This is a genomic window from Nesterenkonia populi, assembly GCF_007994735.1.
GTDB classification, from domain to species: Bacteria; Actinomycetota; Actinomycetes; order Actinomycetales; family Micrococcaceae; genus Nesterenkonia; species Nesterenkonia populi.
In genome coordinates this window covers 361,754-386,647 of sequence record NZ_VOIL01000001.1, presented here as the reverse complement: position 1 = coordinate 386,647, position 24,894 = coordinate 361,754, and the positions used below count along the sequence as shown (strand labels likewise).

The 24,894-nt window shown below is 66.5% G+C and carries 23 protein-coding genes; 14 read left to right on the top strand and 9 right to left on the bottom strand.

The features are described from left to right. Positions 1-221 precede the first annotated feature (221 nt). The 8 genes from pcrA (at position 222) to FWJ47_RS01780 (ending at position 9,821) form a co-directional block, all read left to right on the top strand. Positions 222-2,651 (top strand): DNA helicase PcrA, encoded by a 2,430-nt coding sequence (gene pcrA, locus FWJ47_RS01815; protein ID WP_147103311.1) that lies wholly within the window; start codon positions 222-224, stop codon positions 2,649-2,651. Positions 2,652-2,726: 75 nt separating this feature from the next. Continuing rightward, a complete protein-coding gene (gene sucC / locus FWJ47_RS01810; RefSeq protein ID WP_147103309.1) occupies positions 2,727-3,890 on the top strand; it encodes an ADP-forming succinate--CoA ligase subunit beta in 1,164 nt (387 codons plus the stop codon). A gap of 15 nt (positions 3,891-3,905) precedes the next feature. Beyond that, entirely contained in the window at positions 3,906-4,820 is a 915-nt protein-coding gene (gene sucD, locus FWJ47_RS01805) for a succinate--CoA ligase subunit alpha (RefSeq protein ID WP_147103307.1), read from the top strand. Positions 4,821-4,988: 168 nt separating this feature from the next. Beyond that, on the top strand, positions 4,989-5,444 hold the full coding sequence (locus FWJ47_RS01800; protein WP_147103305.1) for a pyridoxamine 5'-phosphate oxidase family protein: 456 nt from the start codon (positions 4,989-4,991) through the stop codon (positions 5,442-5,444). Positions 5,445-5,509: 65 nt separating this feature from the next. Continuing rightward, entirely contained in the window at positions 5,510-6,055 is a 546-nt protein-coding gene (locus tag FWJ47_RS01795; RefSeq protein WP_147103302.1) for a DoxX family membrane protein, read from the top strand. Continuing rightward, the gene (locus FWJ47_RS01790; RefSeq protein ID WP_147103300.1) at positions 6,043-8,775 is read left to right on the top strand and encodes an HAD-IC family P-type ATPase; all 2,733 of its coding nucleotides are present in this window, start codon (positions 6,043-6,045) and stop codon (positions 8,773-8,775) included. Before FWJ47_RS01795 ends, FWJ47_RS01790 begins: the two co-directional genes overlap by 13 nt. After that, complete coding sequence (locus FWJ47_RS12400; RefSeq protein WP_147103298.1) at positions 8,720-9,022, top strand: LuxR C-terminal-related transcriptional regulator; 303 nt, start codon at positions 8,720-8,722, stop codon at positions 9,020-9,022. Before FWJ47_RS01790 ends, FWJ47_RS12400 begins: the two co-directional genes overlap by 56 nt. A gap of 196 nt (positions 9,023-9,218) precedes the next feature. Further along, entirely contained in the window at positions 9,219-9,821 is a 603-nt protein-coding gene (locus FWJ47_RS01780) for a hypothetical protein (protein ID WP_147103296.1), read from the top strand. 256 nt (positions 9,822-10,077) lie between these two features. Here the strand turns inward: FWJ47_RS01780 and FWJ47_RS01775 are convergent, their stop codons facing one another. Next, positions 10,078-11,199: a VIT1/CCC1 transporter family protein gene (locus tag FWJ47_RS01775; RefSeq protein WP_147103294.1), complete on the bottom strand. Its 1,122-nt coding sequence runs from the start codon at positions 11,197-11,199 to the stop codon at positions 10,078-10,080. Between the two features lie 472 nt (positions 11,200-11,671). Continuing rightward, the gene (locus FWJ47_RS01770) at positions 11,672-12,532 is read right to left on the bottom strand and encodes an inositol monophosphatase family protein (RefSeq protein WP_246126117.1); all 861 of its coding nucleotides are present in this window, start codon (positions 12,530-12,532) and stop codon (positions 11,672-11,674) included. 118 nt (positions 12,533-12,650) lie between these two features. Between FWJ47_RS01770 and FWJ47_RS01765 the strand changes: the two genes are divergently transcribed. Next, positions 12,651-13,871, top strand: a complete 1,221-nt coding sequence (locus FWJ47_RS01765; protein ID WP_147103289.1) for a glycosyltransferase family 4 protein — start codon at positions 12,651-12,653, stop codon at positions 13,869-13,871. A gap of 3 nt (positions 13,872-13,874) precedes the next feature. On the opposite strand, the gene FWJ47_RS01760 is transcribed toward FWJ47_RS01765, so the two are convergent. Continuing rightward, entirely contained in the window at positions 13,875-15,188 is a 1,314-nt protein-coding gene (locus FWJ47_RS01760) for a cell division protein PerM (protein WP_147103287.1), read from the bottom strand. Positions 15,189-15,267: 79 nt separating this feature from the next. On the opposite strand from FWJ47_RS01760, the gene FWJ47_RS01755 reads away from it, so the two are divergent. After that, positions 15,268-16,461, top strand: a complete 1,194-nt coding sequence (locus FWJ47_RS01755) for an App1 family protein phosphatidate phosphatase (protein WP_246126116.1) — start codon at positions 15,268-15,270, stop codon at positions 16,459-16,461. A 10-nt stretch (positions 16,462-16,471) separates the two neighbouring features. Here the strand turns inward: FWJ47_RS01755 and FWJ47_RS01750 are convergent, their stop codons facing one another. Next, positions 16,472-16,936 (bottom strand): hypothetical protein, encoded by a 465-nt coding sequence (locus FWJ47_RS01750; protein ID WP_147103285.1) that lies wholly within the window; start codon positions 16,934-16,936, stop codon positions 16,472-16,474. Between the two features lie 84 nt (positions 16,937-17,020). Between FWJ47_RS01750 and FWJ47_RS12120 the strand changes: the two genes are divergently transcribed. The 4 genes from FWJ47_RS12120 (at position 17,021) to FWJ47_RS01730 (ending at position 19,841) form a co-directional block, all read left to right on the top strand. Next, positions 17,021-17,929 carry a hypothetical protein gene (locus FWJ47_RS12120; protein WP_211358949.1) on the top strand — a complete coding sequence of 303 codons (909 nt, stop codon included), beginning with the start codon at positions 17,021-17,023 and terminating at the stop codon, positions 17,927-17,929. Between the two features lie 39 nt (positions 17,930-17,968). Beyond that, positions 17,969-18,574 carry a phosphoribosylglycinamide formyltransferase gene (gene purN, locus FWJ47_RS01740; RefSeq protein WP_147103283.1) on the top strand — a complete coding sequence of 202 codons (606 nt, stop codon included), beginning with the start codon at positions 17,969-17,971 and terminating at the stop codon, positions 18,572-18,574. A gap of 68 nt (positions 18,575-18,642) precedes the next feature. Next, on the top strand, positions 18,643-18,825 hold the full coding sequence (locus tag FWJ47_RS01735) for a hypothetical protein (protein WP_147103281.1): 183 nt from the start codon (positions 18,643-18,645) through the stop codon (positions 18,823-18,825). Positions 18,826-19,133: 308 nt separating this feature from the next. Beyond that, on the top strand, positions 19,134-19,841 hold the full coding sequence (locus FWJ47_RS01730; protein WP_211358948.1) for a histidine phosphatase family protein: 708 nt from the start codon (positions 19,134-19,136) through the stop codon (positions 19,839-19,841). Between the two features lie 139 nt (positions 19,842-19,980). Here the strand turns inward: FWJ47_RS01730 and FWJ47_RS01725 are convergent, their stop codons facing one another. From FWJ47_RS01725 to FWJ47_RS01705, 5 genes are all read right to left on the bottom strand, one after another. Continuing rightward, entirely contained in the window at positions 19,981-20,289 is a 309-nt protein-coding gene (locus FWJ47_RS01725) for a response regulator (RefSeq protein WP_170228431.1), read from the bottom strand. 760 nt (positions 20,290-21,049) lie between these two features. Continuing rightward, complete coding sequence (locus FWJ47_RS01720) at positions 21,050-21,325, bottom strand: hypothetical protein (RefSeq protein WP_147103277.1); 276 nt, start codon at positions 21,323-21,325, stop codon at positions 21,050-21,052. Then, positions 21,322-22,170, bottom strand: a complete 849-nt coding sequence (locus FWJ47_RS01715; RefSeq protein ID WP_147103275.1) for a DUF4097 family beta strand repeat-containing protein — start codon at positions 22,168-22,170, stop codon at positions 21,322-21,324. Before FWJ47_RS01715 ends, FWJ47_RS01720 begins: the two co-directional genes overlap by 4 nt. Then, positions 22,167-22,829 carry a response regulator transcription factor gene (locus FWJ47_RS01710; protein ID WP_147103273.1) on the bottom strand — a complete coding sequence of 221 codons (663 nt, stop codon included), beginning with the start codon at positions 22,827-22,829 and terminating at the stop codon, positions 22,167-22,169. The genes FWJ47_RS01715 and FWJ47_RS01710 overlap by 4 nt, the downstream gene beginning before the upstream one ends. Then, positions 22,820-24,163, bottom strand: a complete 1,344-nt coding sequence (locus tag FWJ47_RS01705; RefSeq protein WP_147103271.1) for a sensor histidine kinase — start codon at positions 24,161-24,163, stop codon at positions 22,820-22,822. The genes FWJ47_RS01710 and FWJ47_RS01705 overlap by 10 nt, the downstream gene beginning before the upstream one ends. Between the last annotated feature and the right edge of the window lie 731 nt (positions 24,164-24,894).

The window sequence follows — 24,894 nt, the reverse complement described above, 5'->3', positions numbered from 1 at the left end:
CAATGAGAAAACCGTTTCATTGCTCTTCCAGCCATTCGGCAAAGGTCTGCTCACCCAGCTCGGCATCGCTCACCCAGTGGGGACAGGCCTGAGCCCTGCCCTTCGCAGCCGAGCCGACAGTCGCGCGGGCCCTCTCTGGATAGAGGCCGGGTAACTCAACAAGGCTGGGACTCCTGTGCAGAGGATGTCGTGTCAGGGGGCGGTCGTAGAATGGAGCCGTCATGGATTTTCTCTTCACTCCGCCTTCAGAGCGTGCCGGCCAGGGGGCCCGCGGGACACGCAGCGGCCAACTGGCCGGTGCCCACGACGACGCCCCGGCGGTTCTGCAGGAGTCGCCGGCTCCGTCCGAGGCGGCTGTGGAGGGGCTGAACCCGCAGCAGAGGGAAGCGGTGCTCCACTCCGGGTCCCCGCTGCTGATCGTGGCCGGGGCGGGCTCCGGGAAGACCGCGGTGCTCACCCGCAGGATCGCTCACCTGATCCAGACCGGAGCGGCCCGGCCGCACGAGATTCTGGCGATCACCTTCACGAATAAGGCCGCCCGAGAGATGAGGGAGCGCGTGGAGCGGCTCATCGGCCCGGCCGCTCAGCGGATGTGGATCTCCACCTTCCACTCCTCCTGCGTGCGGATCCTGCGCGCGGAGGCGGCGACCATCGGCCGGAAGTCCAGCTTCACCATCTATGACGCCTCCGACTCCCTGCGGCTGGTCACCCAGATTGCGAAGGAGCACCAGCTGGACCCCAAGCGGTTCAGCCCGCGGGCCATCCGCAACAGGATCAGCGCCCTGAAGAATGAGCTCATCGACGCCGAGGAGTTCAGCGCCAAAGCGCCCAATGAGCCGTTCTCCGAGGCGGTCTCCACGATCTTCGCCGAGTACTCCCAGCGGCTGCGCGCGGCCAACGCCTATGACTTCGACGACCTGCTCACCGAGACCGTCTACATGCTGGAGGCGTTCCCCGCCGTCCGTGACAGCTACCGCCGCCGCTTCCGGCACGTGCTGGTCGACGAGTACCAGGACACCAACCATGCTCAGTACCGGCTGATCAGCCAGCTGACCGCCCCGGATGAGGAAGTGCAGACGGCTCCGGCCGAGCTGACCGTCGTCGGCGACTCCGACCAGTCGATCTACGCGTTCCGGGGTGCCGACATCCGCAACATCACCGAGTTCGAGCGGGACTACCCCCAGGCCCATGTCATCAAGCTCGAGCAGAACTACCGCTCCACGCAGAACATCCTTGACGCCGCCAACGCGGTCATCTCCCAGAATTCGTCCCGCCAGGAGAAGAGCCTCTGGACCGAGTCCGGGGCGGGGCCGGACGTCACCCTGCATGTCGCCCATTCCGAGTCCGACGAGGCCGAGTGGATCGCCCGGACCATCGACCGGCTCGGCGACGACGAGGGCGTGAAGCCTTCCGACGTCGCCGTCTTCTACCGCACCAACGCCCAGTCCCGCTCCCTGGAGGAGCGACTGATCCACCGCGGCATCCCCTACCGGGTCATCGGCGGCACCCGGTTCTACGACCGCAAAGAGATCAAGGACGCGCTCGCCTACCTGCACGTGGTCAACAACCCCGACGACGACGTCAACCTCCGGCGCATCCTCAACGAGCCCAAGCGCGGCATCGGGGAGAAGGCGGAGGACGCCGTCGCCCAGCTCGCCTCCCGCGACCGGATCACTTTCCTCGAGGCGCTCCGCCGGGCCGATGAGACCGCCGCCTCCACCCGCGCGGTCAAGCAGATCGGATCGTTCGTCCGGATGATCGACGACGTCACCAGCCTCGCCGTCGATGAGAACCCCTCCGTAGTGCTTGAGGCGGCGCTCGAGCAGTCCGGAATGATGGCCGCGCTGCGCGAGTCCAAGGATCTGCAGGACGAATCCCGCGCCGACAACCTGGGCGAGCTCGTCGCCGTGATGAAGGAGTACGAGGCCAACACGGAGGAGGCCTCCCTTGAGGGCTTCCTTGAGCAGGTCAGCCTCATCGCCGACGCCGATGCTGTCCCCGCCGCCGACGATGACGAGTCCGCCCGCCTCGCCGCCGAGCAGGGCCAGGTCACCCTGATGACTCTGCATACAGCCAAAGGCCTTGAGTTCCCGGTGGTGTTCCTCACCGGCATGGAGCACGGCGTCTTCCCCCACCAGCGCTCCATGGGCGACGCCGAGCAGCTCGCCGAAGAGCGACGGCTCGCGTACGTGGGGCTGACCCGGGCCGAGCACCGGCTCTGCCTGAGCCGGGCTGAGTCCCGCAGCCTCTGGGGGCAGGTCTCCTACAACCCTCCCAGCCAGTTCCTCGCCGAGATCCCGGAGCATCTGCTGCACTCCAGCCCCGAGTCCGTGCCGGCCCGCAGCGGCGGCTCCCGGGGCTTCGGCTCCGGCGGGTTCGGAGGCAGCAGCGGAAGCTTCGGCGGCACCGGATGGAGCAGCGAGGAGTCCCTCACGGGAGCTCGCTCCGCCCCCTCCGCGCCGAAGAATGTGAACCCGACCCGGGAGATCCCCTCACTCAGCGCCGGTGACCAGGTCAAGCACGGGAAATTCGGCGTCGGCGAGGTGCTCGGCGTCGAAGGATCAGGAGACAAGACCGTGGCGAAGGTTGCCTTCGGCGGTGCTGAGAAGCGTCTCCTCCTGCGATATGCTCCCCTGGAGAAAGTCACCTGAGTCACATTTATGAAGTGATGTGACGCCAGCGGGCTCTCGTCACTCGCTTTGTCGTCAACACAGAAGGACACCCCTGTGGACCTTTACGAGTACCAGGCGCGCGACCTGTTCGAAGCGCACGGAGTCCCCGTGCTCGCAGGCGTGGTCGCCACCACCCCCGAAGAAGCAAAGAAGGCCGCCGAGCAGATCGGCGGCACTGTGGTCATCAAGGCCCAGGTGAAGGTCGGCGGCCGCGGCAAGGCCGGCGGCGTGAAGCTGGCCAAGACCCCGCAGGAGGCCTACGAGCACGCCCAGGCGATTCTCGGCATGGACATCAAGGGTCACACCGTGCACCGGGTGATGGTTGCCCAGGGCGCGGAGATCGCGGAGGAGTACTACTTCTCCATCCTGCTGGACCGCGCCGAGCGCCAATATCTGGCGATGTGCTCCAAGGAGGGCGGCGTCGAGATTGAGCAGCTCGCCGAGGAGTCCCCGGAGAAGCTCGCCAGGGTCAACTTTGACCCCAACGTCGGCGTCACCGGCTCCATCGGCGGCTATATCGCCGCCAAGGCAGGGTTCGACGCTGCTGACGCACCGGCGCTGGCGAAGGTCTTCAAGCAGCTGTGGAAGGTCTTCAAGGAGGAGGATGCTTCTCTGGTGGAGGTCAACCCGCTGGTGCGGACCGGGGACGGGCGCATCATCGCTCTCGACGGCAAGGTCACGCTGGACGAGAATGCCGCGTTCCGCCAGCCCGGGCACGCCGAGCTGATCGACGAGTCATCCGTGGACCCCCTGGAGGCCAAGGCTGCCGAGCACGAGCTGAACTACGTGAAGCTCGACGGCGAGGTCGGCATCATCGGCAACGGCGCAGGGCTCGTGATGTCCACTCTCGACGTGGTCGCCTACGCCGGTGAGGCTCATGGCAGCGTCAAGCCCGCCAACTTCCTCGACATCGGCGGCGGTGCCTCCGCCGAGGTGATGGCTCACGGCCTGGACGTCATTCTCTCCGACAGCCAGGTGAAGTCCGTGTTCGTCAACGTCTTCGGCGGGATCACCAGCTGCGACGCCGTCGCCAACGGCATCGTCAAGGCCCTGGACATCCTCGGCGACACTGCCACCAAGCCGCTGGTGGTCCGCCTCGACGGCAACAACGTGGAGGCCGGGCGGAAGATCCTCGCCGAGGCCGACCACCCGCTGGTCACCACTGCCGACACCATGGACGCCGGGGCCGATAAGGCCGCCGAGCTGGCCAATAAGTAAGGGACGGAGACAGATATGTCGATCTACCTCAACAAGGACTCCAAGGTCATCGTCCAGGGCATCACCGGCGGCGAAGGCACTAAGCACACCGCCCTGATGCTCAAGGCGGGCACCAACATCGTCGGCGGCGTGAATGCCCGCAAGGCCGGCACCCACGTCACCCACGTCCACAAAGACGGCTATGAGACCGACCTGCCGGTCTTCGGCTCCGTCTCCGAGGCGATGGCTGAGACTGGTGCCGACGTCTCCGTGGCCTTCGTGCCGCCCAAGTTCGCCAAGGACGCCGCCGTGGAGGCCATCGAGGCCGGCATCGGTCTGCTGGTGGTCATTACGGAGGGCATCCCGGTCCAGGACACCGCCGAGTTCTACAACCTGGCGGCCGCCAAGACTGGGTCCGACGGCAAGCCGACCACCCGCATCATCGGCCCCAACTGCCCCGGCATCATCACCCCCGGCGAGGCACTGGCCGGCATCACTCCGGCCAACATCACCGAGTCGGGGCCTGTCGGGCTGGTCTCCAAGTCCGGCACCCTGACTTACCAGATGATGTACGAGCTGCGGGACATCGGGTTCTCCACGAGCATCGGCATCGGCGGCGACCCGGTCATCGGCACCACCCACATCGACGCGCTCGAAGCCTTCGAGAACGACCCCGACACCAAGGCGATCGTGATGATCGGTGAGATCGGCGGCGATGCTGAGGAGCGTGCCGCGGAGTACATCAAGGCCCATGTCACCAAGCCGGTGGTCGGTTACGTGGCAGGCTTCACCGCACCGGAGGGCAAGACCATGGGCCACGCCGGTGCCATCGTCTCCGGCTCGTCCGGCACCGCCGAAGCCAAGAAGGAGGCCCTCGAGGCAGCCGGGGTCAAGGTCGGCAAGACGCCGTCCGAGACGGCCGAGCTGCTCCGTCGAGCGGTCAAGGGCTGAGGCTGAAGCAGAACCAGGCAGCGCCGCCGCAGCTCCTCCCAAAGAGCTGACGGCGGCGCTTCTGCGTGCCGGCACATTTTCTACAGAGTGTAGAAAAACTCGGCGGGTCTCGATACGATGGTGTCCCCGACCCCCCCCCGAGGTGCCGGGGGGAGAGAGGAAGCTCCCATGCTGTTCGACCACCCGAACCAGAACCCCGTCCTCACACTGGCCGAAGACCAGTCCTGGCAGCTGCTGAGCACCGCGGAGCTCGGGCGCCTGGTCCTCGTCGTCTCCGGCCGGCCGGACATCTTCCCGGTCAACTTCGCCGTTCAGGACCGGACCATCGTCTTTCGGACCGCTCCCGGCACTAAGCTCGCCGAGCTCACCGTCAATGACCAGATCGTTTTCGAGGCTGACGCCGTGCTGCCCGAGGAAGGCTGGTCCGTGATCGTCCGCGGCACCGCCGAGCAGCTGCAGACCTCCGATGAGCTCGCCGCGGCGGAGGCGCTCGGGCTGGAGACCATTGTGCCCACCGTCAAAGAGCACTACGTGCGCGTCACCCCGACTGAGATCACGGGTCGTCACTTCCTGCGGGGTCCGGCCCCCGAGGCCGATCCCGGCTCCGGGTCCAACGCCAGCTGACCAGGCCGCAGCGCCGGTCCGGCCCACCGCACGTCACTCACCGCACCTTGAGAACGGAGACGCCCATGACCACGCACACCCAGAGCCGGCTGCCAGTTCGGGCTGAGGCCCCGCGCATCCTCATCCCTGCGCTCTACCTGCTGGCGGTGGTCAGGATTCTGCTCGGATTTGAGTTCCTCTGGGCCTTCCTCGACAAGACCTTCGGGTGGCAGCTCAACACCCCGCCCGGCGCCGGGTGGATCGACGGCGGCTCGCCCACCGAAGGCTACCTCAGCGCCGAACGGGCTCTCGAGCCGGTCTTCAGCCCGATGGCGGGGGCCACCATTGTGGATATCCTGTTCATGGTGGGCCTGCTGTGCGTGGGCATCGGCCTGATGCTGGGCATCGCGGTGCGGCTGGCCGCCGTGGCCGGCGCGCTGATGCAGTTCTTCATGTGGCTGGCGGCCTTCCCCATTGAGGCCAACCCCTTCGTCAACTACAACCTGACCAACGCAATCGTGATTCTGGCCTTCGCCTTCCTGGTGGGCCACATGCGGCTGAGCCTTGCGCAGCCGTGGCAGCGGGCTGTGACCAGCATCGCCGGTGAGAAAGGAGCTGCATGGCTGAAGTGAGCGCCCGTCCCCAGAACGAGCTCACGCCGCCGCATGCGCTCACCGCGGAGCAGGCGCTCACCCAGTATGAGGCCGACGCCGCCCTGGGCCTCACCCAGCAGCAGGCCCAGGAGCGGCTGGCCGTGCACGGGGCCAACGCTCTCCCCGCCGCGGAGAAGGACAGCGCCGTCGTCCGGTTCCTCCGGCACCTCAATGACGTGCTGATCTACGTGCTGCTGGGCGCGGCGGCCCTGACCGCTGTCCTGCAGCACTGGATCGACACCATCGTGATCCTGGCGGTGGTGCTCATCAACGCCGTCGTGGGCTTCCTCCAGGAGGGTCGGGCGGAGCGGGCGTTGGAGGGAATCCGCGAGATGCTCTCCCCCTCTGCCGCCGCTCGGCGCGACGGGCAGTGGCAGACCGTGCCGGCCGGGGACCTCGTCCCTGGGGACATCGTCCGGCTGCGCGCAGGCGATCGGGTTCCCGCTGATCTGCGGCTAACTGAGGCTCAGGAGCTGAACATTGAGGAGTCCGCCCTCACCGGGGAGTCGGTTCCTGCCCAGAAGAGCGCCGCCCCGGTCAGCCCGGAAGCCCCACTGGGCGACCGTTCCTGCCTTGCCTTCTCCGGAACTATGGCTACCTCCGGTGCGGGGCAGGGCGTCGTCGTCGGCACCGGCTCGCAGGCTGAGATCGGCCGGATCAGCACCATGATGAGTGAGGTGGAGTCGCTGCAGACCCCGCTCACCCGGCAGATCGCCGCCTTCGGGCGTTGGCTGGCGCTCGCCGTGGTGGTCATGACCCTGGTGCTGGTGCTGGTCGGAATGTTCGCCCACGGCACCGATACCGGTGAGCTGCTGCAGGCCGCCGCGAGCTTCGCCGTTGCCGCAATCCCGGAGGGCCTGCCCGCGCTGATCACCATCACCCTAGCCCTGGGCGTGCAGGCGATGGCCCGGCGGAAGGCAATCACCCGGCGCCTGCCTGCTGTGCAGACGCTCGGCAGCGTCACCGTGATCTGCTCGGACAAGACGGGAACGCTCACCAAGAACGAGATGACCGTGGCCGCCGCCGCGCTCGCAGACCGGGAGCTGACCGTCACCGGGACCGGGTACGCCCCGGAGGGCGAGGTGCACGACGACGCTGCTCGCGTGGATCTGCAGGACCCGGCATTGCGCCGGCTGACCGAGGCGATGAGCATCGCCAATGACACGCAGCTCATCGAGACGGACGGCCGATGGGGTATCAGCGGCGAGCCCACCGAGGGCGCGCTGCAGGCCTTCGCCGCCAAGGTCGGCTTTGACCCTGCTGGGGTGAAGCGCACTGCGACCCTGCCGTTCAGCTCGGACAACAAGCTGATGGCCACGGCGGCTGAGACCGACGGCGGGCCCCGGGTGCTGGTCAAAGGCGCGCCCGACCGTCTGCTGGACCGGGCCGCCGCACAGATGGGCCCGGACGGTGCAGCACCCCTGGACCGCGCCTACTGGGAGGCCCAGGTGGAGCGGCTCTCCGCGCAGGGGCTGCGCGTGCTCGCTGCCGCTGAGCGCGACGGCTCAGCCGGGGACGCTGAGCTGCTGACCCTCGATTCTCTCGAGGAGCTGACTTTCCTCGGCGTCGTGGGGATCGTGGACCCGCCCCGGGAGGCGGCGATCACAGCAATCGAGACCTGCCACGATGCCGGGATCAGTGTGAAGATGATCACTGGCGACCATGTGGGCACTGCGAGCGCCATCGCTGCCCAGATGGGAATCGATGGGGGAGCGGGCGCGGTCAGCGGGCACGAGCTGGAGCAGGCCGATGACGCCGAGCTGCGGCGCCTGGCCGAGACGCACAACGTGTTCGCCCGCACCAGCCCGGAGCACAAGCTGCGGCTGGTCAAGGCCATGCAGGCCGAGGGCGAGGTGGTGGCGATGACCGGCGACGGCGTCAACGATGCTCCCGCCCTCCGCCGGGCTGACGTCGGCGTCGCCATGGGTGTGAAGGGCACTGAGGTCACGAAGGAGTCGGCGGAGATCGTGCTCGCCGATGATGACTTCACCACCATCGAGGCGGCGGTGGAGGAAGGACGGCGCATCTATGACAACCTGCGCAAGGCGATCGTCTTCCTGCTGCCCACCAATGGTGCCCAGTCCGCTGTGGTGCTCTTTGCCGTGGCACTGGGATGGACGCTGCCGCTGACGCCGCTGCAGGTGCTCTGGGCCAATATGGTCACTGCGGTGACCCTGGCGTTCGCCTTCGCGTTCGAGCCCGCGGAGCCCGGGGTGATGCGACGGAGGCCCCGGGACCCTGCCAAGGGGCTGGTGGAGCTGCGTCATATGGTCCAGATCGGTGTGGTGTCCCTGCTGATCGCGGCCGCGACGATCGCAGTGTTCCAGTGGCGGATCGCCGTCGGGGACGACCTCGAGTCGGCCCGGACGCTGGCGACCACGGTGCTGGTGGTCTGCCAGGCCTTCTACCTGTTCAACGTCAAGGCCCTGGAGTCCTCCAGCCTTCGGCCGGCGGTGCTCGGCAGCAGCCGGGTCGCCTGGGGCTGCGTGGCGGGACTGACGGTGCTGCAGCTGCTGTTCATCTATGCGGCACCGCTGCAGGCGCTCTTCGAGTCCCAGCCGCTGAGCCCCGAGCACCTGGCGGTGGTGACGGGAGCCGGCGTCGTCGTCTTCCTCGTGACCGAGCTCATCAAGCTGGCGCTCCATGGGAGGAAAACACGGGTCGTGCGGTCAGCGAGGCCCAGAGGAGCGGATCTTTAAGCACCAGGAGTTCGGGTCTGAGGGCCCGATGGTTAATTGCGCGCCGATGGATTGCGCACGAACATGCATTCCTTCCAACCCTATACATGAAGATCCCCATGGAGGATACGGCTCGTTCCTCGAGCAGTTTGGGGAGGTGCTGATGGTGAACACGGAGATTGCCCGTGAGCTGCATTTCAGCAAGGAGACAGTCAAGACGTATAGCAAGCGCCTGAACGAGCGTTTCGGCACGCATGACCGAACATAGCTGCTGGTCCGTGCTGCCGAGCTGGGGTTCGTCGAGCCGCGCCTGGGTTAGATCTGCCCAACCTGCAGTGTCCACCGGGGACGGTAGGCCGAGGTGTTTAATGTCCCCTGAGGGGGACTAGAGGTGGGCTCTAAATTCCTAGAAGCATTGAAGCGGCGTCACAGTGGCATCCAAAGATGGTGAAAGGAAACTTGATATGACGGCAGTCTCGACTCCTGAAAATACGTCTCCCGGGACGATAAGTGTGGCGGCATTGCTTGCCGTGGCTGTGATGGTGGCTGCAACCTTCGTTGGCGCACCAGGTGCTCAGGCCGAAGAAGTAGGCGCCCCCGAGGCTCCGGAACACGCAGTGTTGGCAGACGATAATCTTGAGCCTGCTGAGCTCACGACTCAGCAGCAAGCTGACGTTGAAGCGGTCTCGGCGGCTATTGATCGTGAAAGTGGCGTTTTTGATGCTTCTGCTGCTCGAGAGACGGGCCTCTCTGAGCAAGGCATCGCGGACGTTGCTGCTGTTGTAGATGGAATGGGCGGTGAAGTCAGAGGGGAAGCGCCGATCGCAGATGCAAGTGAAGAAGTTGGGGCCATGGCTTCGACTATGAGTACCTGCACGGCCTCCTACAATCAGTACTACATTCCGTGGGGGCATCAGTGGATTTTGGACTCCTGCGCTACTGACCGTCTGATTGCTGCAGTTGGGCTCGGTGCTGCTGCGCTTATCGCTTGCCAAACCTTTGGCTCCACCGGTGGTATCTATCTCAACGCAGGAGGAACTCCTCCTGTGAGCTGCTGGGGGCGCTGATGGGGCGTCATCCGGAAAGGAGAAATTCGTTATTAGTGAAAGTTCTCTTCGGAATTGTCGTGATGGGATATGTTGCTGTGGCTGTCTTCGGGGTGGATATTCTGCTGCATGACGACCCAGTGATAAGTATCAGGTTTTTCGGTAATCTTCTCGTTCTCGTGACAATCGGAATGCTGTGGTTAGTTGTCCTAACACGTGATGCACGAACAAAGGGATGAAATGGTTGCTAGGCCGTGGCGCGATTGCGAATCGATGGTCAGCCGACGGTGACGCCGAGGACTGAGCCGAGGGCGTAGGTGAGCGCGGCGGCGCCCAGGCCGATCGCCAGCTGACGCAGCGCGCGGGTGGTGGGGCTTGTCCCGGACAGCAGCCCCACCACCCCGCCGGTCCCCAGCAGCGCCAGTCCCACCAGGCCGGTGGAGAGCCCGACGGCGAGCCACCCGTCCGCGCCGAACAGGTACGGCAGCACAGGGATGAGCGCGCCGACGGCGAAGAAGCAGAAGCTTGAGCCCGCGGCGGTCCAGGCAGAGCCGACGGCCCGGTGCTCGTCCTCCGCAGCCTCCTCGCTGTGGGAGAGCTCGGGGCGGCAGTCGCAGTCGAAGACGTTCAGCCGCTCAAGGGCCCGATGCTCGGCGTCGGCCTCGCTGAGCCCGCGGGCCCGGTAGACCAGCATCAGCTCGTTGTGGTCCAGATCCAGGTCAGGTGCCGCGCGCAGGGTCGCCTGGGTGGGGCGCGTGGCGTCCAACAGCTCCCGCTGGCTGCGCACGGAGATGAACTCTCCGGCCGCCATGGACAGCGCCCCGGAGAGCAGCCCGGCGATCCCAGCCAGCAGCACCACAGTGGCACCCACGCCGGTGCCGCCCATCCCCATGATCAGCGCGAAGTTGGAGACCAGGCCATCATTGGCGCCGAAGACGGCGGCCCGGAAACCGCCGGAGAGCTTCTCCCTGCCGCGGGCGGCAAGCGCCCGGACGACCTCCTCATGGACTTCCTCGTCGGCAGCCATGCGGGGGGTGGCATCCTCGTCACGGGCGTAGGGAGAGTCGCCCTCGGCGCGCTGGGCCAGGGCCAGGACAAACACTGAGCCGAAGATCCAGGCCATCCGCCCCAGCAGCACCCGGTGGGCGCTGGGACGCGGCAGGTTGTAGGAATGGGGGCCGAGCAGGGTCCGCCAGTGCGCCTGGTGGCGCTTCTCCGCCTCGGCCAGGCCCAGCAGGATCTGCTTCTCCTCGCCGGTGCGCTTCTGCGCCAGCTTCCAGTAGAGCTTGGCCTCGGCCTCCTCATCGGCGAGGTACTTCCGCCACCGGCGGATCTGCTGCGGGGTCGGCTCGGCGGGGGCGCTGTCGGGCTCGTGCTGCTGCTCGGTCTCCTCGCTCACCCCACTATGGTGCGCAGAAAGTGGCACCTGGCGGCGACAGGCAGACTCCGCGTGACAAAGCTTCAGCGTCCCTAACCCTTCGGCATTCCTAAACCTTCATCAACCTTAGTGGTGAGCGGACCTGAGAAAGGTCGGTAATATGGCCAGCCGTTGCCAAGAGGCTTTATCGAAACCCTCATGGAGGCCATATCTGTATTGACGGATTGGCGAACTCGGCCACCGTTCCAGTGTGATGCCGTAGTGGTTGACGCGGAGAGAACGGGACCCAACATCTCTGTGTCCTTGGCCGAACGCGCAACGGGTAAACACGCAGGGGTTTTGCTGCTGGACCTCAGTGCGAGACTGATCGTCAGTTACGAAACCCCAGAGTTTGAGTGCCACCTCAGCGATATATCGCCTTGGGCCGTAGGGTTCTGATTCAAAGTTGATGACGGGCCAGCCCTTAGAGGGCATCGGGCCTGAGCTCAAAACGTCACTGGTTCCAGACGAACCGGGCAGGGACCTCTTCCGCGGTCGGGGACTCCACCCCGGGGGCCAGGCCCACGTAGCCCGGGGCCAGGTGGGCGTGCGGGGACGGGGCGCCGTCGAAGGACAGCTCACCACGGGCTCCGTAGGGCCGGAAGGTTCCTCCGGCGCGGGTGAGGATGAGCTGGGCGGGCGCAATGTCCCAGGGGCTGGTGCGGCAGTTCACGACCACATCGGCCCAGCCCGCGGCGGCGTAGCAGAGCTCCAGGGCGCCGGAGACGATCCGCCGCACGGTGGCGTAAGCAGTCACAAGCTGCCCGAAGGTACGCAGCGCCTCATCTCCGTGCCGGTTCACCATCCAGGGGCCGGGGAAGTTGGTCAGCAGGTTCAGGTTCGGCTCGGCCACGCCGGTCTTCGGGGCCGGCGCGAGCACGGACTCCGGGACGTCCCGGGTCCTCAGGTATGCGGCGTCGTCGTCAGCGGAGAAGGTCAGCTCGTTGATGGGGTCATAGACCACTCCGGCGACCACGACGTCGTCGACTGCCGCTCCGATGCTGATGCTGAAGTGGTCGAAGCCGTGCGCGAAGTTGGAGGTCCCGTCGATGGGGTCGATGATCCACTCCACCCGGCCCTCACCGTGGGATCCGCCCTCCTCGCCGGTGAACCGCGAGTCCGGCACCGCCTCGGAGAGCCGCTGGATCAGCGCTTCCTCAGTCCGATTGTCGTGGATGGTGACGAGGTCGCTGTTGGAGGTCTTCGTCTCCACCTCCATGGCGGCGCGGAACGCCTCCTTCAGGGGAGTGCCCACCGACTGTGCGGCGGAGACGGCGATGGTTCTCAGGTCTGCGGGGGAGGGGATGGTGCTCACCTGGAACAGGCTACCGGCCGCGCGTTTCAGCTCCCGACGGTGCCGTTCACGCAGAGTTCATCGCTATTCAACCTGGGGGCCTCCCGCCCGTCACCAGGGACGTCCTAATCTGGGAGTGATGAAAGTCGCGGTTGTTGCTGAAAGCTTCCTGCCTCATATGAACGGGGTGACCAACTCCGTGCTGCAGGTGCTTGCTCACCTGCATCGCCGCGGCGATGAGGTCACCGTCGTCGCACCCTCCGACTCGATGTTCGACTCCCACCCGCTGGCCGAGGAGCTCCCGGACCAGCCGGAGCTCTACCACGGCTACCCGGTCATCCGGGTGCCGGCCCTTCCGCTTCCCGAGTACCCGAGAGTGCGGGTCGCCGCCGGCTTCGTGACGCGGATTCGCCGTATTCTGGAGGACCTGCAGCCCGACGTCGTGCATGTCGCCTCCCCGTTCGTGCTGGGGTGGCGGGCCATCCAGGCCGCCGACGCCCTGGGCCTGCCGACGGTCTCCATCTACCAGACCGAGGTCCCTGCCTACGCGGGCCGGTACAAGGTCCCGTGGGCCGAAGAGCTGCTCTGGCAGCACGTGGAGCGGATGCATCAGGCCTCCACCTACACCCTGGTGCCCTCCGCCTTCACCAAGCAGCAGCTGCGCGAGCGCGGCATCAGACGACTGCGGACCTGGCGGCGCGGGGTGGACGCCGAGCTGTTCAGCCCGGTCCGACGCTCCGCGGAGCTGCGGGCTCGGATCGCTCCGGACGGTGAGCTGCTCATCGGGTTTGTGGGCCGCCTGGCTGCGGAGAAGCAGGTGGAGGACCTCGCGGTGCTGGACAGGATGCCGGGCACCCGGCTGGTGATCATCGGCGTCGGCCCCATGGAAGAGTCCCTGGCCAGGGAGCTGCCCAACGCCTGCTTCGCCGGGTTCCAGTCCGGCGAGGACCTCGGCGAGCATGTCGCGAGCTTGGACCTGTTCGTGCACCCCGGGGAGGCGGAGACCTTCTGCCAGACCATCCAGGAGGCCCAGGCCGCCGGGCTGCCGGTGGTTGCCGTCGGCCGCGGGGGACCCCTTGACCTGGTGGACGAGGGCCGCACCGGCTGGCTCTACCCGCCTGGAGACTTGGAGGGTATGCGACGCCGGGTGGAGCACCTGGTGAACGACGACGCCGCACGCGCCTCCTTCGGCACGGCGGCTCGCGCTCAGGTGCAGGGGCGGACCTGGGAGGCGATATGCAATCAGCTGATCGGCCACTACGCCCGGGCCATCGAGGTCAACCGCCGCGTCCGCTCAATGCGTGCCACCACCTACATCCGTGCCCAGAACCGCGTCATCGGCACGCTGCTGCCGCGCTGATCGTCAGCTGGCCGGCGTGCGCCTGAACGTTCGGCTCAGCGGGGCGGTGAGGTACCCGGCGGCGCAGCCCGCGGCCGTCCAGGCGCCCAACAGGCCGGCGGTGAGCAGCGCATCGGGGCCGACGTCGGCGAAACGGCCCACCCCCAGGGAGAGGTGGGACAGCCATAGGGGCCCGACCAGCAGCACGGCCGCCACGAGCCCCGTCAGGGCCCCGAGCACCAGGGTGGAGATGCTCAGTGAGACGGCCCGTACCCGAATCCTCAGGGCGCACCAGTCGTCAAAGTGATTCTCTCCCTCGCGGGCCAGCCAGACACCGGCGTACAGTCCTGCGAGCACCGGCAGGGCAAAGACCACCCATCCGTGCTCGAAGCCATGGTCGGGAACCACCGCCAGCACAGGCAGATAGTCCACTCCCGCAGCGGCTGAGAAGCCCGGCTCCACCGGCGCGTCCGCGCCCAGGCTGAAGCCGGCGCCGGTGGTGTAGGCGAGCGTCCAGAGCAGCAGGTTCGGCACAAGCGCCAGCTGCAGCACGGTGAGCCCCACAGCGCCGCCCCAGCCTGCGTCGGCCTGCTGGTAGGCGTTGGCGATGTCCATCCACCCGGCGAGGACCACCCCGGCCAGCAGCGCCGCAGCCAGTCCGACGGCGGCCACCGCGGATGCGGCTCCGGCTCGCAGCACCGCCCACAGGTAGGCTCCCGCCCATTTGACGGGCGCGGACCACCGGTCAATCCGCTCCTCCATGTCCATCCCGAACATGCGGGCCACGCTGCGCGCCTCGGACACGCAGCCGCCCGTGGAGGCCAGCAGCGCCAAGCCGCCCGCAGCCAAGGCCGCCCACATCGGTGAGGTGGCGCCGAACGGGGTCTCCACCCATACGGCCAGCCCGGCGGCCGCGGCGAGGAGCACCAGAACGAACGTCGCCAGCCCCAGCCAGAGCTGCGTCGGGTAGGCGCCCTGGGCCAGGCGCCGCCCGGACCGCCAGGACAGCAGCACCGGAATGAGCGTCAGCCCCAGCGGCACCGCGTGGAAGACGCCGTCGCGGCCGACGGCTTCCCCGCTGAGATCCAGCGGAGCGGCGTGCATGATCAGCCACAGCTGCCCTGCTGCCTGGCCTGCGCCCTCCACGTCCCAGGCGGCAGGGTCGGCCAGGAAGGTGATCAGCCCAGTGGGAACCGCGATCAGCAGGGCTGTCAGCAGAACCGTCTGGACGCCCTCGAGCAGGCCGAAGAGCCACAGCGGCGGGGTCGGAAGACGCAGCCGGCGTCGTCGTCCCTCACGGGCGTCGGCGTCAGGGGCGGAGGCAGAGTCCTCGGGCATCATCACTATGGTGCCAGTGCGAACCCGGGTGAGCGGGATGAAACCCCGCGTTGTTCAACGGTGATTATGATGTGCCGTGATGATGCCGCCGGGTGACCGCAGAGAGCAGGACGACGCCGCGCCTGCCTGGGCGGACGTGGGCTGGAGCAATCAGGACCTCGCCGCGCTGCGCCGGCACTACACCGACGCCGGCCGCAACCAGGCGATGAAGATCGAGGACCGCTGGCACCAGTTCCGGCTCGGCCTCTCCCGCAGGCGCGGCCAGCACGTCACCGTCCTCTCCCTGGCCGGGTACGGGTCCCCACGATGGGTGCGGGTCTTCTCCCGGGTGGTGATGGCCCCGGACCGCGACTTTGAGAACGGCCGGCGGGTGGCCAAAGTGATCGCCGACGGGGTGCGCGGGTGGCGGAACTTCGTCTCCGCCCCGGTGCCGTTCGCCCAGCTGAAGGTCACCATCGCAGGCCGCGAGTACGACGTCGCCGCCGACCGGGGCGGGATCGTCGACGAGGTCATTGAGATCGAGGGTGACCCGCTGCCGGACGGCTGGACTCAGATCACCCTGCAGGCGCCCGGCGAGGATCCCACCTCCGCAGGCATCCGGGTCATCGGCGACGAGACCGCCGCCGGCATCATCTGCGACATCGACGACACCGTCGTGGTCACCAAGCTGCCGCGCCCTTTCCTTGCGGCCTGGAACTCCTTCGTGCTGGATGAGCATGCCCGCACCCCCACTCCCGGGATGGCGGTGATGATGGAGAGGATGAAAGCGTCGATGCCCGGCCCCCCGGTGCTGTACCTCTCCACCGGGGCGTGGAACGTGGCCCAGACCCTCACCCGGTTCCTCACCCGGAACCTGTACCCGTACGGTCCGCTGCTGCTGACTGACTGGGGCCCCACCGAAGAGCGCTGGTTCCGGTCCGGCCGCATGCACAAGGAGGAGCAGCTGGAGCGTCTTGCCCGGGAGTTCCCGCACGTGAAGTGGGTGCTCGTCGGCGACGACGGTCAGCACGATCCGGCCATCTACGCGGAGTTCGCCCGGGAGCACCCGGACAACGTCCAGGCCGTCATCATCCGGGAGCTCACCTACACCGAGGCGGTCCTGGCCGGCGGCCGCGCCGAGGCGCCGGAAGGTGAGGAGCTGCTGCAGGCTGGGGGCCCCGGTGAGGACACCCACGGGTACCAGCACGTGGGGGAGCACCGGATCCCCTGGGTCTACGGGCCCGACGGCAAAGCCATCAGCCACCAGCTCAGCGACATCGGCCTGCTGCGGTAGAGGAGACGGCCTACTGCTGCTGGTTCATGCTGAGCGGCGAGAGCATGCTGTCCTCGTAGTCCTGCAGGCACTGGTTGTGGGCGCGGTCGGTCACGGCCCGTTCGGTGCAGGCCTCGAACTCGGCGGTCGCCTCCCAGAACAGTGCCTGGGCGCCTGCGCTGATGCCGAGGAGCCCGCAGCACAGTCCGGTGAAGACGGCGGCCAGGTGCATCATTGCCCCGGCCTTGACGCGCACGGACCGGACCAGCATCAGGACACCAAGGGCGATCCCGGCGAGTCCGGCGGCCACGGCCAGCAGCTTGTAGGGCAGCGGCAGCTGCGCGGTTCCCCAGGCGATCACCACGGCGAGCATGCCCCAGCCGAGCCATTTCAGGTCGGCCCTGAGCTTCTCGGGGGAGCGCTGCCCTCCGGCGGGGGCCCCTGAGGGTGATGTGGTGGTGCCCGGCTGCCCGCCGGAGGGTGGGGTCGTTGTCATCCCTGTGATCGTATCCAAGAGCCGTTCGCAGATTCCTCCTCAGGGATGATTGCGGACAGGGGCGTGCGGCGTAGGCTGAAAGGTATGACGACGACGCCGAACGGTGACAACGCGCCCGAGAACGAGTCCGGCCGGCAAGGGTCTGATGAGGACCGTCCCCAGCCGCGCTACGGGGCCTACGCTCCCCGCCAGGAGACCCCGCAGGGCGGACAGCCGGAGGGTCAGCAGCAGCCGGCCGGGCCGTACGGCCAGCCCACCTGGGGCCAGCCCGGCGGGACCGAGCAGCCGGCGTCGGCCCCTCAGCAGCCCAACCCGTACGGCAGCCCCTCCGGCCAGCCGCCCCAGGAATCCAGCTACCACACCGGCTACCAGCCCTCCCCGTACGGCCAGCCGCCTGAGGCCCATCACCCGCAGGGTGAGCAGGGCTTCGCCCCGGCAGCCCCCGCGGAGAAGCCGAAGCGCCCGGTGGCGCTGCTCGTGGCAATGCTGGCGATGCTGGGCGCCGGCGCACTCTCCCTCGGCTGGGGCATCTACAGCTTTGTCCTCCTGAACTCCATGGAGCTGCAGGAGGTCATGGGTGAGGCCCAGTACCAGCAGTTCCTGGACCAGATGGATGAGCAGTGGGAGGCCCAGGCGGCCGGGAACCCTGAGCTGGAGGGCACAGATCCGGAGGAGTTTCTGGACCTGTACATGACGATCTTCGGCGGGATGGCCCTGGTGTGGGGCCTCTTCCTGCTGGCGATGTATGTGCTGTGGGGCCTCCTGGGCACCATGGTGAACAACGCCTGTCGGATCATCGCGACCATCTGGTGCGGCCTGAGCGTGTTCATGCTGTTCCTCGGGTTCTTCGCCCCGCTGGCCTTGGCGATGACTGCTGGTGTGGTGGGGCTTTCGATCCTGGCGATCGTGATGATGTTCCTGCCGCCGTCGAACGAGTTCTTCAGGCAGCGCCGGCGGTGGAAGGACGGCCAGCGCGCTCAGCCGGTCCGCTGACGGCGGTGCACGGACCGGCGTCGAAGTAGGCTGAAACGCATGCGTATTGTGGTGCTGGTCTCCGGCTCGGGGTCCAATCTTCAGGCAGTGATCGACGCCGCCCAGTCAGGTGACCTGCCTGTGGAGATCGCGGCCGTGGGTTCGGACAAACCGGAGGCCTACGGCTTGGAGCGGGCCCGAAGCGCCGGGATCGAGACCTTCATCGCCCCCCTGCAGAAGGGGGCGACGCCGGAGCAGCGGCAGGAGTGGAACCGGCGGCTGGGCGAGGCCGTGCTCAGTTTTGAGCCGGATGTGCTGGTGTCCAGCGGGTTCATGCGGATCGTCTCCGCCGAGTTCCTCGACACCCTGGTGCGTACGGACGGGCAGGCGGTGCCGATGATCAACACGCATCCGGCCCTGCTGCCCAGCTTCCCTGGGGCGCACGCCGTCCGGGACGCCCTCGCCCATGGGGTGAAGGTCACCGGCTGCACCGTGCATCAGGTGGACTCCGGGGTGGACACCGGACCGATCCTCGCCCAGACCGCGGTGGAGGTGCTCCCCGGCGACGACGAGCCGACCCTCCATGAGCGCATCAAGACGGCGGAGCGTGACCTGCTGAACCGGGTCCTCGCCGAGACCGCGCGCGGCGAGCACACGTTCAGCTGAAGGAGAGTGGCCTTAGACGCAGCGTCGCCGGCATCGCTGGCAAGTTGAGTTCACTTGGCTTGAGCAGCATGACAGAAGTGCGCTGGGACATGACGTGGAAAACAAGCAATGCAGACGAGGCCAGCACTGCAAGTAGCGGTGACTTTGCCATCGAGGTCGTCGTGCGGGAGATCGGCGAGGTGTCGGCACTCCCCGCAGCTTGCGTCAAGACCGAGGTAATATTCAGTCGCCAAAGCGATCATTCTCCTTGATTTGCGTTCTGGGTGGTTGAGGATCTCGCCGCCTGGGCAAAGATGACGACCCCGATCAGGGCTTGTCCGACATAAAGGAATACAAAATTCCTGGTTTCCATACATCAGGAGTCCTATAGCCAGTACGAATAGCGCAGCACCGCCGACTGCGGGAACTGTGTTCCAGGGGATCTGTTTTCGAGTCAAGAGAGGCTCCGATTTTCTGGGGTTCACTTTTATGGTTTCAGGGTGGACAGGGTCTTGGCGTGTCCCCTGCGGTGGACATTCGGTCAGACGGGATGACTCCGATTTCTGCAAGACTGGAGGGTATGATGTCTGCCTCTGCCGCCCACTCCGCTGCACCCGTCCCGACCACCGGCCACGCCACGGTGCATCTGGTCCGTCATGGGGAGGTCTACAACCCGAACAAGGTGCTGTACGGGCGCCTCCCGGGATTCGGGCTCTCTGACCTGGGCAAGCAGATGGCCCAGGGCCTGGCCGACCACTTCTCTGTCCGCTCTGAGCGAGGCAATGGTCCCGTGATTCTGGCGTCCTCCCCGCTGCAGCGCGCCCAGGAGACCATTGCCCCGGTGGCTGGGGCCCTGAACCTGCCGGTGCGGATCGAGGGCCGGGTCCTGGAGGCGGAGAACGCGTTCGAGGGGATGTCCTCGGTGAAGCGGCAGCTGCGGCGTCCTAAGCACTGGCCGCTGCTGGTCAACCCGTTGCGGCCCTCCTGGGGGGAGCCGTACAAGGCTCAGGTGAACCGGGTGCTCGCCGCGGTGAAGGATCTCGCCGATGAGGCGATCGCTGAGCACGGCGACGGCGCGGAGGTGGTGGTGGTCTCCCATCAGCTGCCGATCTATGTGACCCGGCTGTGGGGGGAGAACCGGCCTCTGTTCCACGACCCGCGCTCCCGCGAGTGCACCCTGACCAGCATCACCAGCCTGCACATCGGGCCCCGCGGCGTGGAGGCCGTCAGCTACGAGGAGCCCAACCGGGAGCTCAGCAAGCAGGCCCTCGCCCTCCCCGGCGCTTAAATAAATAAGTATCTGCAATTCATCTTTGTGGGTTCCGCCACCGTACTAGATGTGCCGCAGACACTTTCCGGTTTGAAGCCCGATGCGGTCCGGACACACAGATGACAGCAGGACTTCAGTTGTTTGTTGAGTTGTCTACTTAGGCAGGGGTATCTTTGGTGATGTAGCCGCGGGCACCCGCCCGGAGGGGTCGTACGACGTGGTGATCTGTTGTGAAGGTGGTCACCATGAGGATGGCGAGCGCGGGCATCGAGTCCAGTAGTTCCTGAGCGGTGTGGATACCGTTCTTTCCCAGAAGGTCGATATCCATGACGACGACATCCGGCTCTATTGCCAGCACGTCTCTCACTGCTGTCTCACTGTCGCCGGCTTCTCCGGCCAGGCTCAAGTCCTCGGTAGAGTCCACGTAGAGACGGAGAGCTTCCCGCATAAGCGGCTGATCCTCCACCAGAAATACACGAGTCATGGTTCCTCCCGATCCGGAGCCTACGGTTGCCAGGATGCAGGGGCCAGAGAGGGAGTCGGATTGTCCACCAAAGTGCACTCTACGGGTACTCTTCACTGACATACCTTCGGAACATGAGCACCGCGATTACTGCCAGCGCAGTCTTAGCACTGTCCGTGTCGAGTGTCCTTGGTGCGAGCTACGAGCCCGATACATGGATTGGCCATCACGTCTGTGAGATGGTCCCCAGTCATGCTCTATGTGATTGACTAGATTCTTGTGAGGCGTAGCGCCAGCGTCATATGGGATTCGGAGCCGCCGGGCCGGAAACTGCTGAGCGTTCTGACTATCTAATCGGCGCTTTGGGTCCTGGTTGACGTCCTGCTGGCTGCATTCGCGCATGAGATTTCCATCTCGGCGAGTGGGCTCCTTTCACTGCTTCTATGGAACCTCTGTCTCGGCCTCTTATGGATTGGCCTCGCTCCTGCAGCAGCCGGTGCCCCGTTCGCACTGGGTGTTGTCCTCGTGTTCGAGCACCTGCCTGTCTACCAAATCGTTCCTATCCTGTTGATGGCGACGTTGGTGGCAATATATGCAGGTGCCTGGTTGCGCAGAGCCTACCTAGTTGCCGCCCTGGCGTCGCTACGTGGTGCCGCCTGACTGGGTGACTGTATATGTAGCGCCTGTTGCCTGAAGATCCTCTTCAATGGCCTCTGAGTCTGCTCTCGAAAGATGTACTTCCTCGGGGTTGAGTGCAAGGCCGTCAGGAGCGTTCTTCTTCTATCTGCCTCAACGATTCTCCTTTACCATCGATTAAGGCGTTGACTAATGCACCAAGGAAAATAATGAAGAGCGCTGGGAGTAGATCGGCCAAAGCCCAGCTGGTGTTGGGGAGAAGGGCTTTGAGGAAGAGATAGCCAATGCTTCCTCCCGCCATCACAAGTGCAGATCGGGCGGTGGGATTTCGCTTTGGCATGACTTCAGCCTCGTTGAAATCAGAGTGGAGGGACAGCCCCCGGGGCGGACTCTTCTCCTTCACTGCCGCAGGACTGTGACGTCCCCGGAGACGGATGAGACCTCAATGAGGTCCTCGGCCTCCGGGTTGTCCTCGAGCCTCGAGTAGACCCCTCCCTGCTCCGTCTCGATGTCCGTCCGGAACGAGGCCTCCTCAGGCAGAACGAGGGTCACGTTGCCCGAGCCCGTGGAGACTTCCACGTCACCGGGCTCAGCCAGCTCCAGCCGGATGTCGCCCCCGGCGGTCCGCGCCTCGACGGACGCGGTCTCCAACTCTTTGCCTGTGATGCTCCCGGAGCTGCTCCGCGCACTGAGCCGACCTGTGAGGCTGGTGGCTGTCATGGGTGCGGACTCGCTGCGCACCTCCACCGAGCCGGAGAGACCGGAGACAGACTGGCTTCCACGATCAGCATGGGTGCTCACCGCGGTGCCCGGCGGCAGGGCCACGTCGAAGGAGGCTGTGCATCCCCGCCCATCAGCCTCATCGGGGGAGTGGAAGTACGCGTCCATGGTGAACATGCGCCCGTCGGTTGCCTCCGGGTCTCCGTCGAATCCTCGCTCCGGCCTGTCCACCAAGGAGGCGGGGCAGGTGCCGGAGTAGGCCCACTCCGCGCTGACGCCGGCGGCCTGCTCCCAGACCTGCATCTCGACGTCGTGCCCGCCCAGCTGTGCGGCCGCCGGTGATGCGGTCTCAAAATGCGAAGCGCCGGCTCCGCCCTCCCCTCTGACGGGGCTCAGGCCCTGAGGGGTCACGATCAGTGCCGCGCAGCTGGCGGCGAAGAAGAGCAGCGCAGTGAATGTCCCCCCGAGGTTCACCCAGTTCCTGACGGCGCGGGGCGTGGTCGGAGGTCTGGTGCGTGCGGTGCTCATCGGCTGCTCTCCTGTTCTGCCCCGAGGTAGCGCAGCACCGCCAGCACCCGTCGGTTCTCTGCCTGGGCGGTGGTGATGCCGAGCGTGGTGAAGATCGAATTGATGTGCTTGGAGACTGCCGAGTCGCTCAGGTGCAGCTCGGCGGCGATGCCCGCGTTGGAGCGGCCCTCCGCCATCAGCGCCAGCACCTCGTGCTCGCGCGGGGTCAGCAGCTCCAGCCCGTCCCGGGCGGAGCGCCGCGCCATCAGCTGGGTGACGACTTCCGGGTCCAGGCTGGTGCCGCCGTCATGCACCTTCCGGACGGTCTGCAGAAACTCAGCGACGTCGGCTACCCGGTCCTTCAGCAGGTAGGCAACCCCGGAGGTGTCCCCGGCGAGCAGGTCCACCGCGTACTTCTCCTCCACATACTGGGAGAGCACGACGACGGCGATGCGCGGGTGCGCCCTGCGGAGAGTGAGCGCGGCGCGCAGCCCCTCGTCGGTGTGGGTGGGAGGCATCCGGACATCAGCGATGACGAGGTCCGGGGTGTGCTGCTCAACTGCCAGCAGCAGCGCCTCCGCGTCCTCGACGGCGGCGACGACCTCGATCCCGGAGCTGGTGAGCAGCTGGTGCAGCCCCTCGCGCAGCAGTACGGAGTCCTCGGCGATGATCACGCGCACGGCAGCTCCACCTCGATCCGTGTTCCCTCTCCCCGTGGGGAGGCGATGGTCATGGTCCCGCCCACTGAGCGGACCCGCTGCTCAAGCCCATCCAGCCCGGAATGGAGGGCGGAGACTGCCCCGCCCTCGCCGTCGTCGGTGATCACCAGGCGCACCGTGTCCGCCTCGCGCCGCGCCCACACGGTGCCGTACGAGGCGTCAGCGTGCCGGACCATGTTGGTCACCGCCTCAGAGATGACGAAATAGGCGACCGACTCGATGTGCGCGTGTGGACGGTCCTCGATCCGTATGTCCACCTCCACCGGGTGCGGCGCGCGGGATGCGATACCGGAGACGGCGGCGTCGAGGCCCCGGTCCTCCAGGACCGCCGGGTGCAGGCCCCGGACGATGCTGCGGATCTCGGTGAGCGCCTCCCGGACCTCCCCCTGGGCCGCGCTGATCAGCTCCGGGTCCACCGGCTTGTGCGGGTCGATCTCATGCCGCTGCCTGGCCATGCCCAGTCGCATCGCCAGGGCGGTGAGCCGCTGCTGGGCGCCGTCGTGCAGATCCCGCTCAATCCGGCGACGCTCCGCGTCGGCCGCGCTGACCGCCGAGTCCCGGGACTCCGCCATTTCCTCGAACCTGCGCTGCAGCTGCTCCCGATCGTCGGCGCCCCACATCCGGGACACCACCCATACGTCCGCGCGGGAGACCCACCTGATCAGCCCGGGCGCCAGGGTCAGCAGGAACAGCAGCAGGCCGCGGAGCAGGTACGCGCCCTCCGCGGTGATCCCCGGCAGGTTCCCCAGCGGCATCAGCAGCCCCACCGGCACCACCACGAACGGGATCGCGACGACGGCCAGCATCACCGGCGAGAGAAGCACCCCTACCACCGTCCATCCGGCTCTTCTGCGCACCTCCGGGTCGGAGAGGTTGAGCTTGGGCGCGGCCGTCCAACTGTGCCGCCGAGCCGGGGCGGAGATGAGCCCCTGCGGGTGAATATGCCCCACCAGGGAGGCGACCCGGCTGCGGTGCACATGCGCCCAGTCCTGCGAAACGGCAGTGAAGATCCAGGCCAGAAGCAGCCCGAGCGTGGCCAGCAGCGCGAGCTCCAGGAAGAAGCTGCCCGAAGGGCGCCGTCCGAACGTCAGTAATTCGAACGAGTCGATGACCAGCCACGCGAAGACGCCGACCCCGCCGAGCATCAGGAAGAGGAGGCCGCCGATGGTCAGCGAGATGGTCTCGGCGACCATCTGCGGGACCGTGTCGTGCCGAAGGCGCCGAAAGAAGCCCGGACGGCGCTGCTGCTCAGCCGCTGAAGCTCCAGGGCCGGGTGCCGCGCTCGCCGTCGTCATAACTATGACCCTACGAGGCCGCCGATGCCCGGAGCGAGGCCTTCATCTGTACGGTTCAGGTGGAGTTATCTGCACCTATGGTCAGAACCTCTGCCCCGTGGCCGGGGGTGCGGCTGAACTTGGTGTCAGGGGTGAGCGGAGGGTGTCTGGTCACTTCGGCCAGGACGAGGTCGAGCGCTTCCCTAAGCGATGGTCTTGGCTCGTAGCTTCCATACGGCTCAGAGGCAGGGTCGTTGAAGGGCTCCCGCCTTTGAGCGAACGATGAACTGCATCTCAGAGATTGACCCGGCCATCCCCCGTATTTGCTTGACCTCGCTTGCGCCAGAGGTACGCCAGAAGACATGAAATGCCAGCTAAGACGGAAAGGAGAGCCCCGATCGCTCCAGTCGCAGAGTCCTTGCCGCTTAAGTTATCGACGATGCTCCATACGCCCATCGTGATCCCGAGGAGGAAGAAAACTAGCCCACTCGTGAAGATGATCCGATTCATCATGGTTTGTCTGCCTGTCCTCTCACTGGCTCCAGCACACTGGGACAGTGCCGGTCAGATAGATCCGGATGCACTGGCCCCACGAGTTGCAGAGAACTGGGGTGCAAGGTGCTCCATCTCCGGCGGAAAATGGGCAGTGTCCTCCTCCTGTGCCTGGGCGCTGGTGATGTTTGCAAGCAAGAGAGCTGCTCCAATTCGTTGGCGCTCAGCCGCGATATGAGCGGCAAATCAAGTCTGCTAAT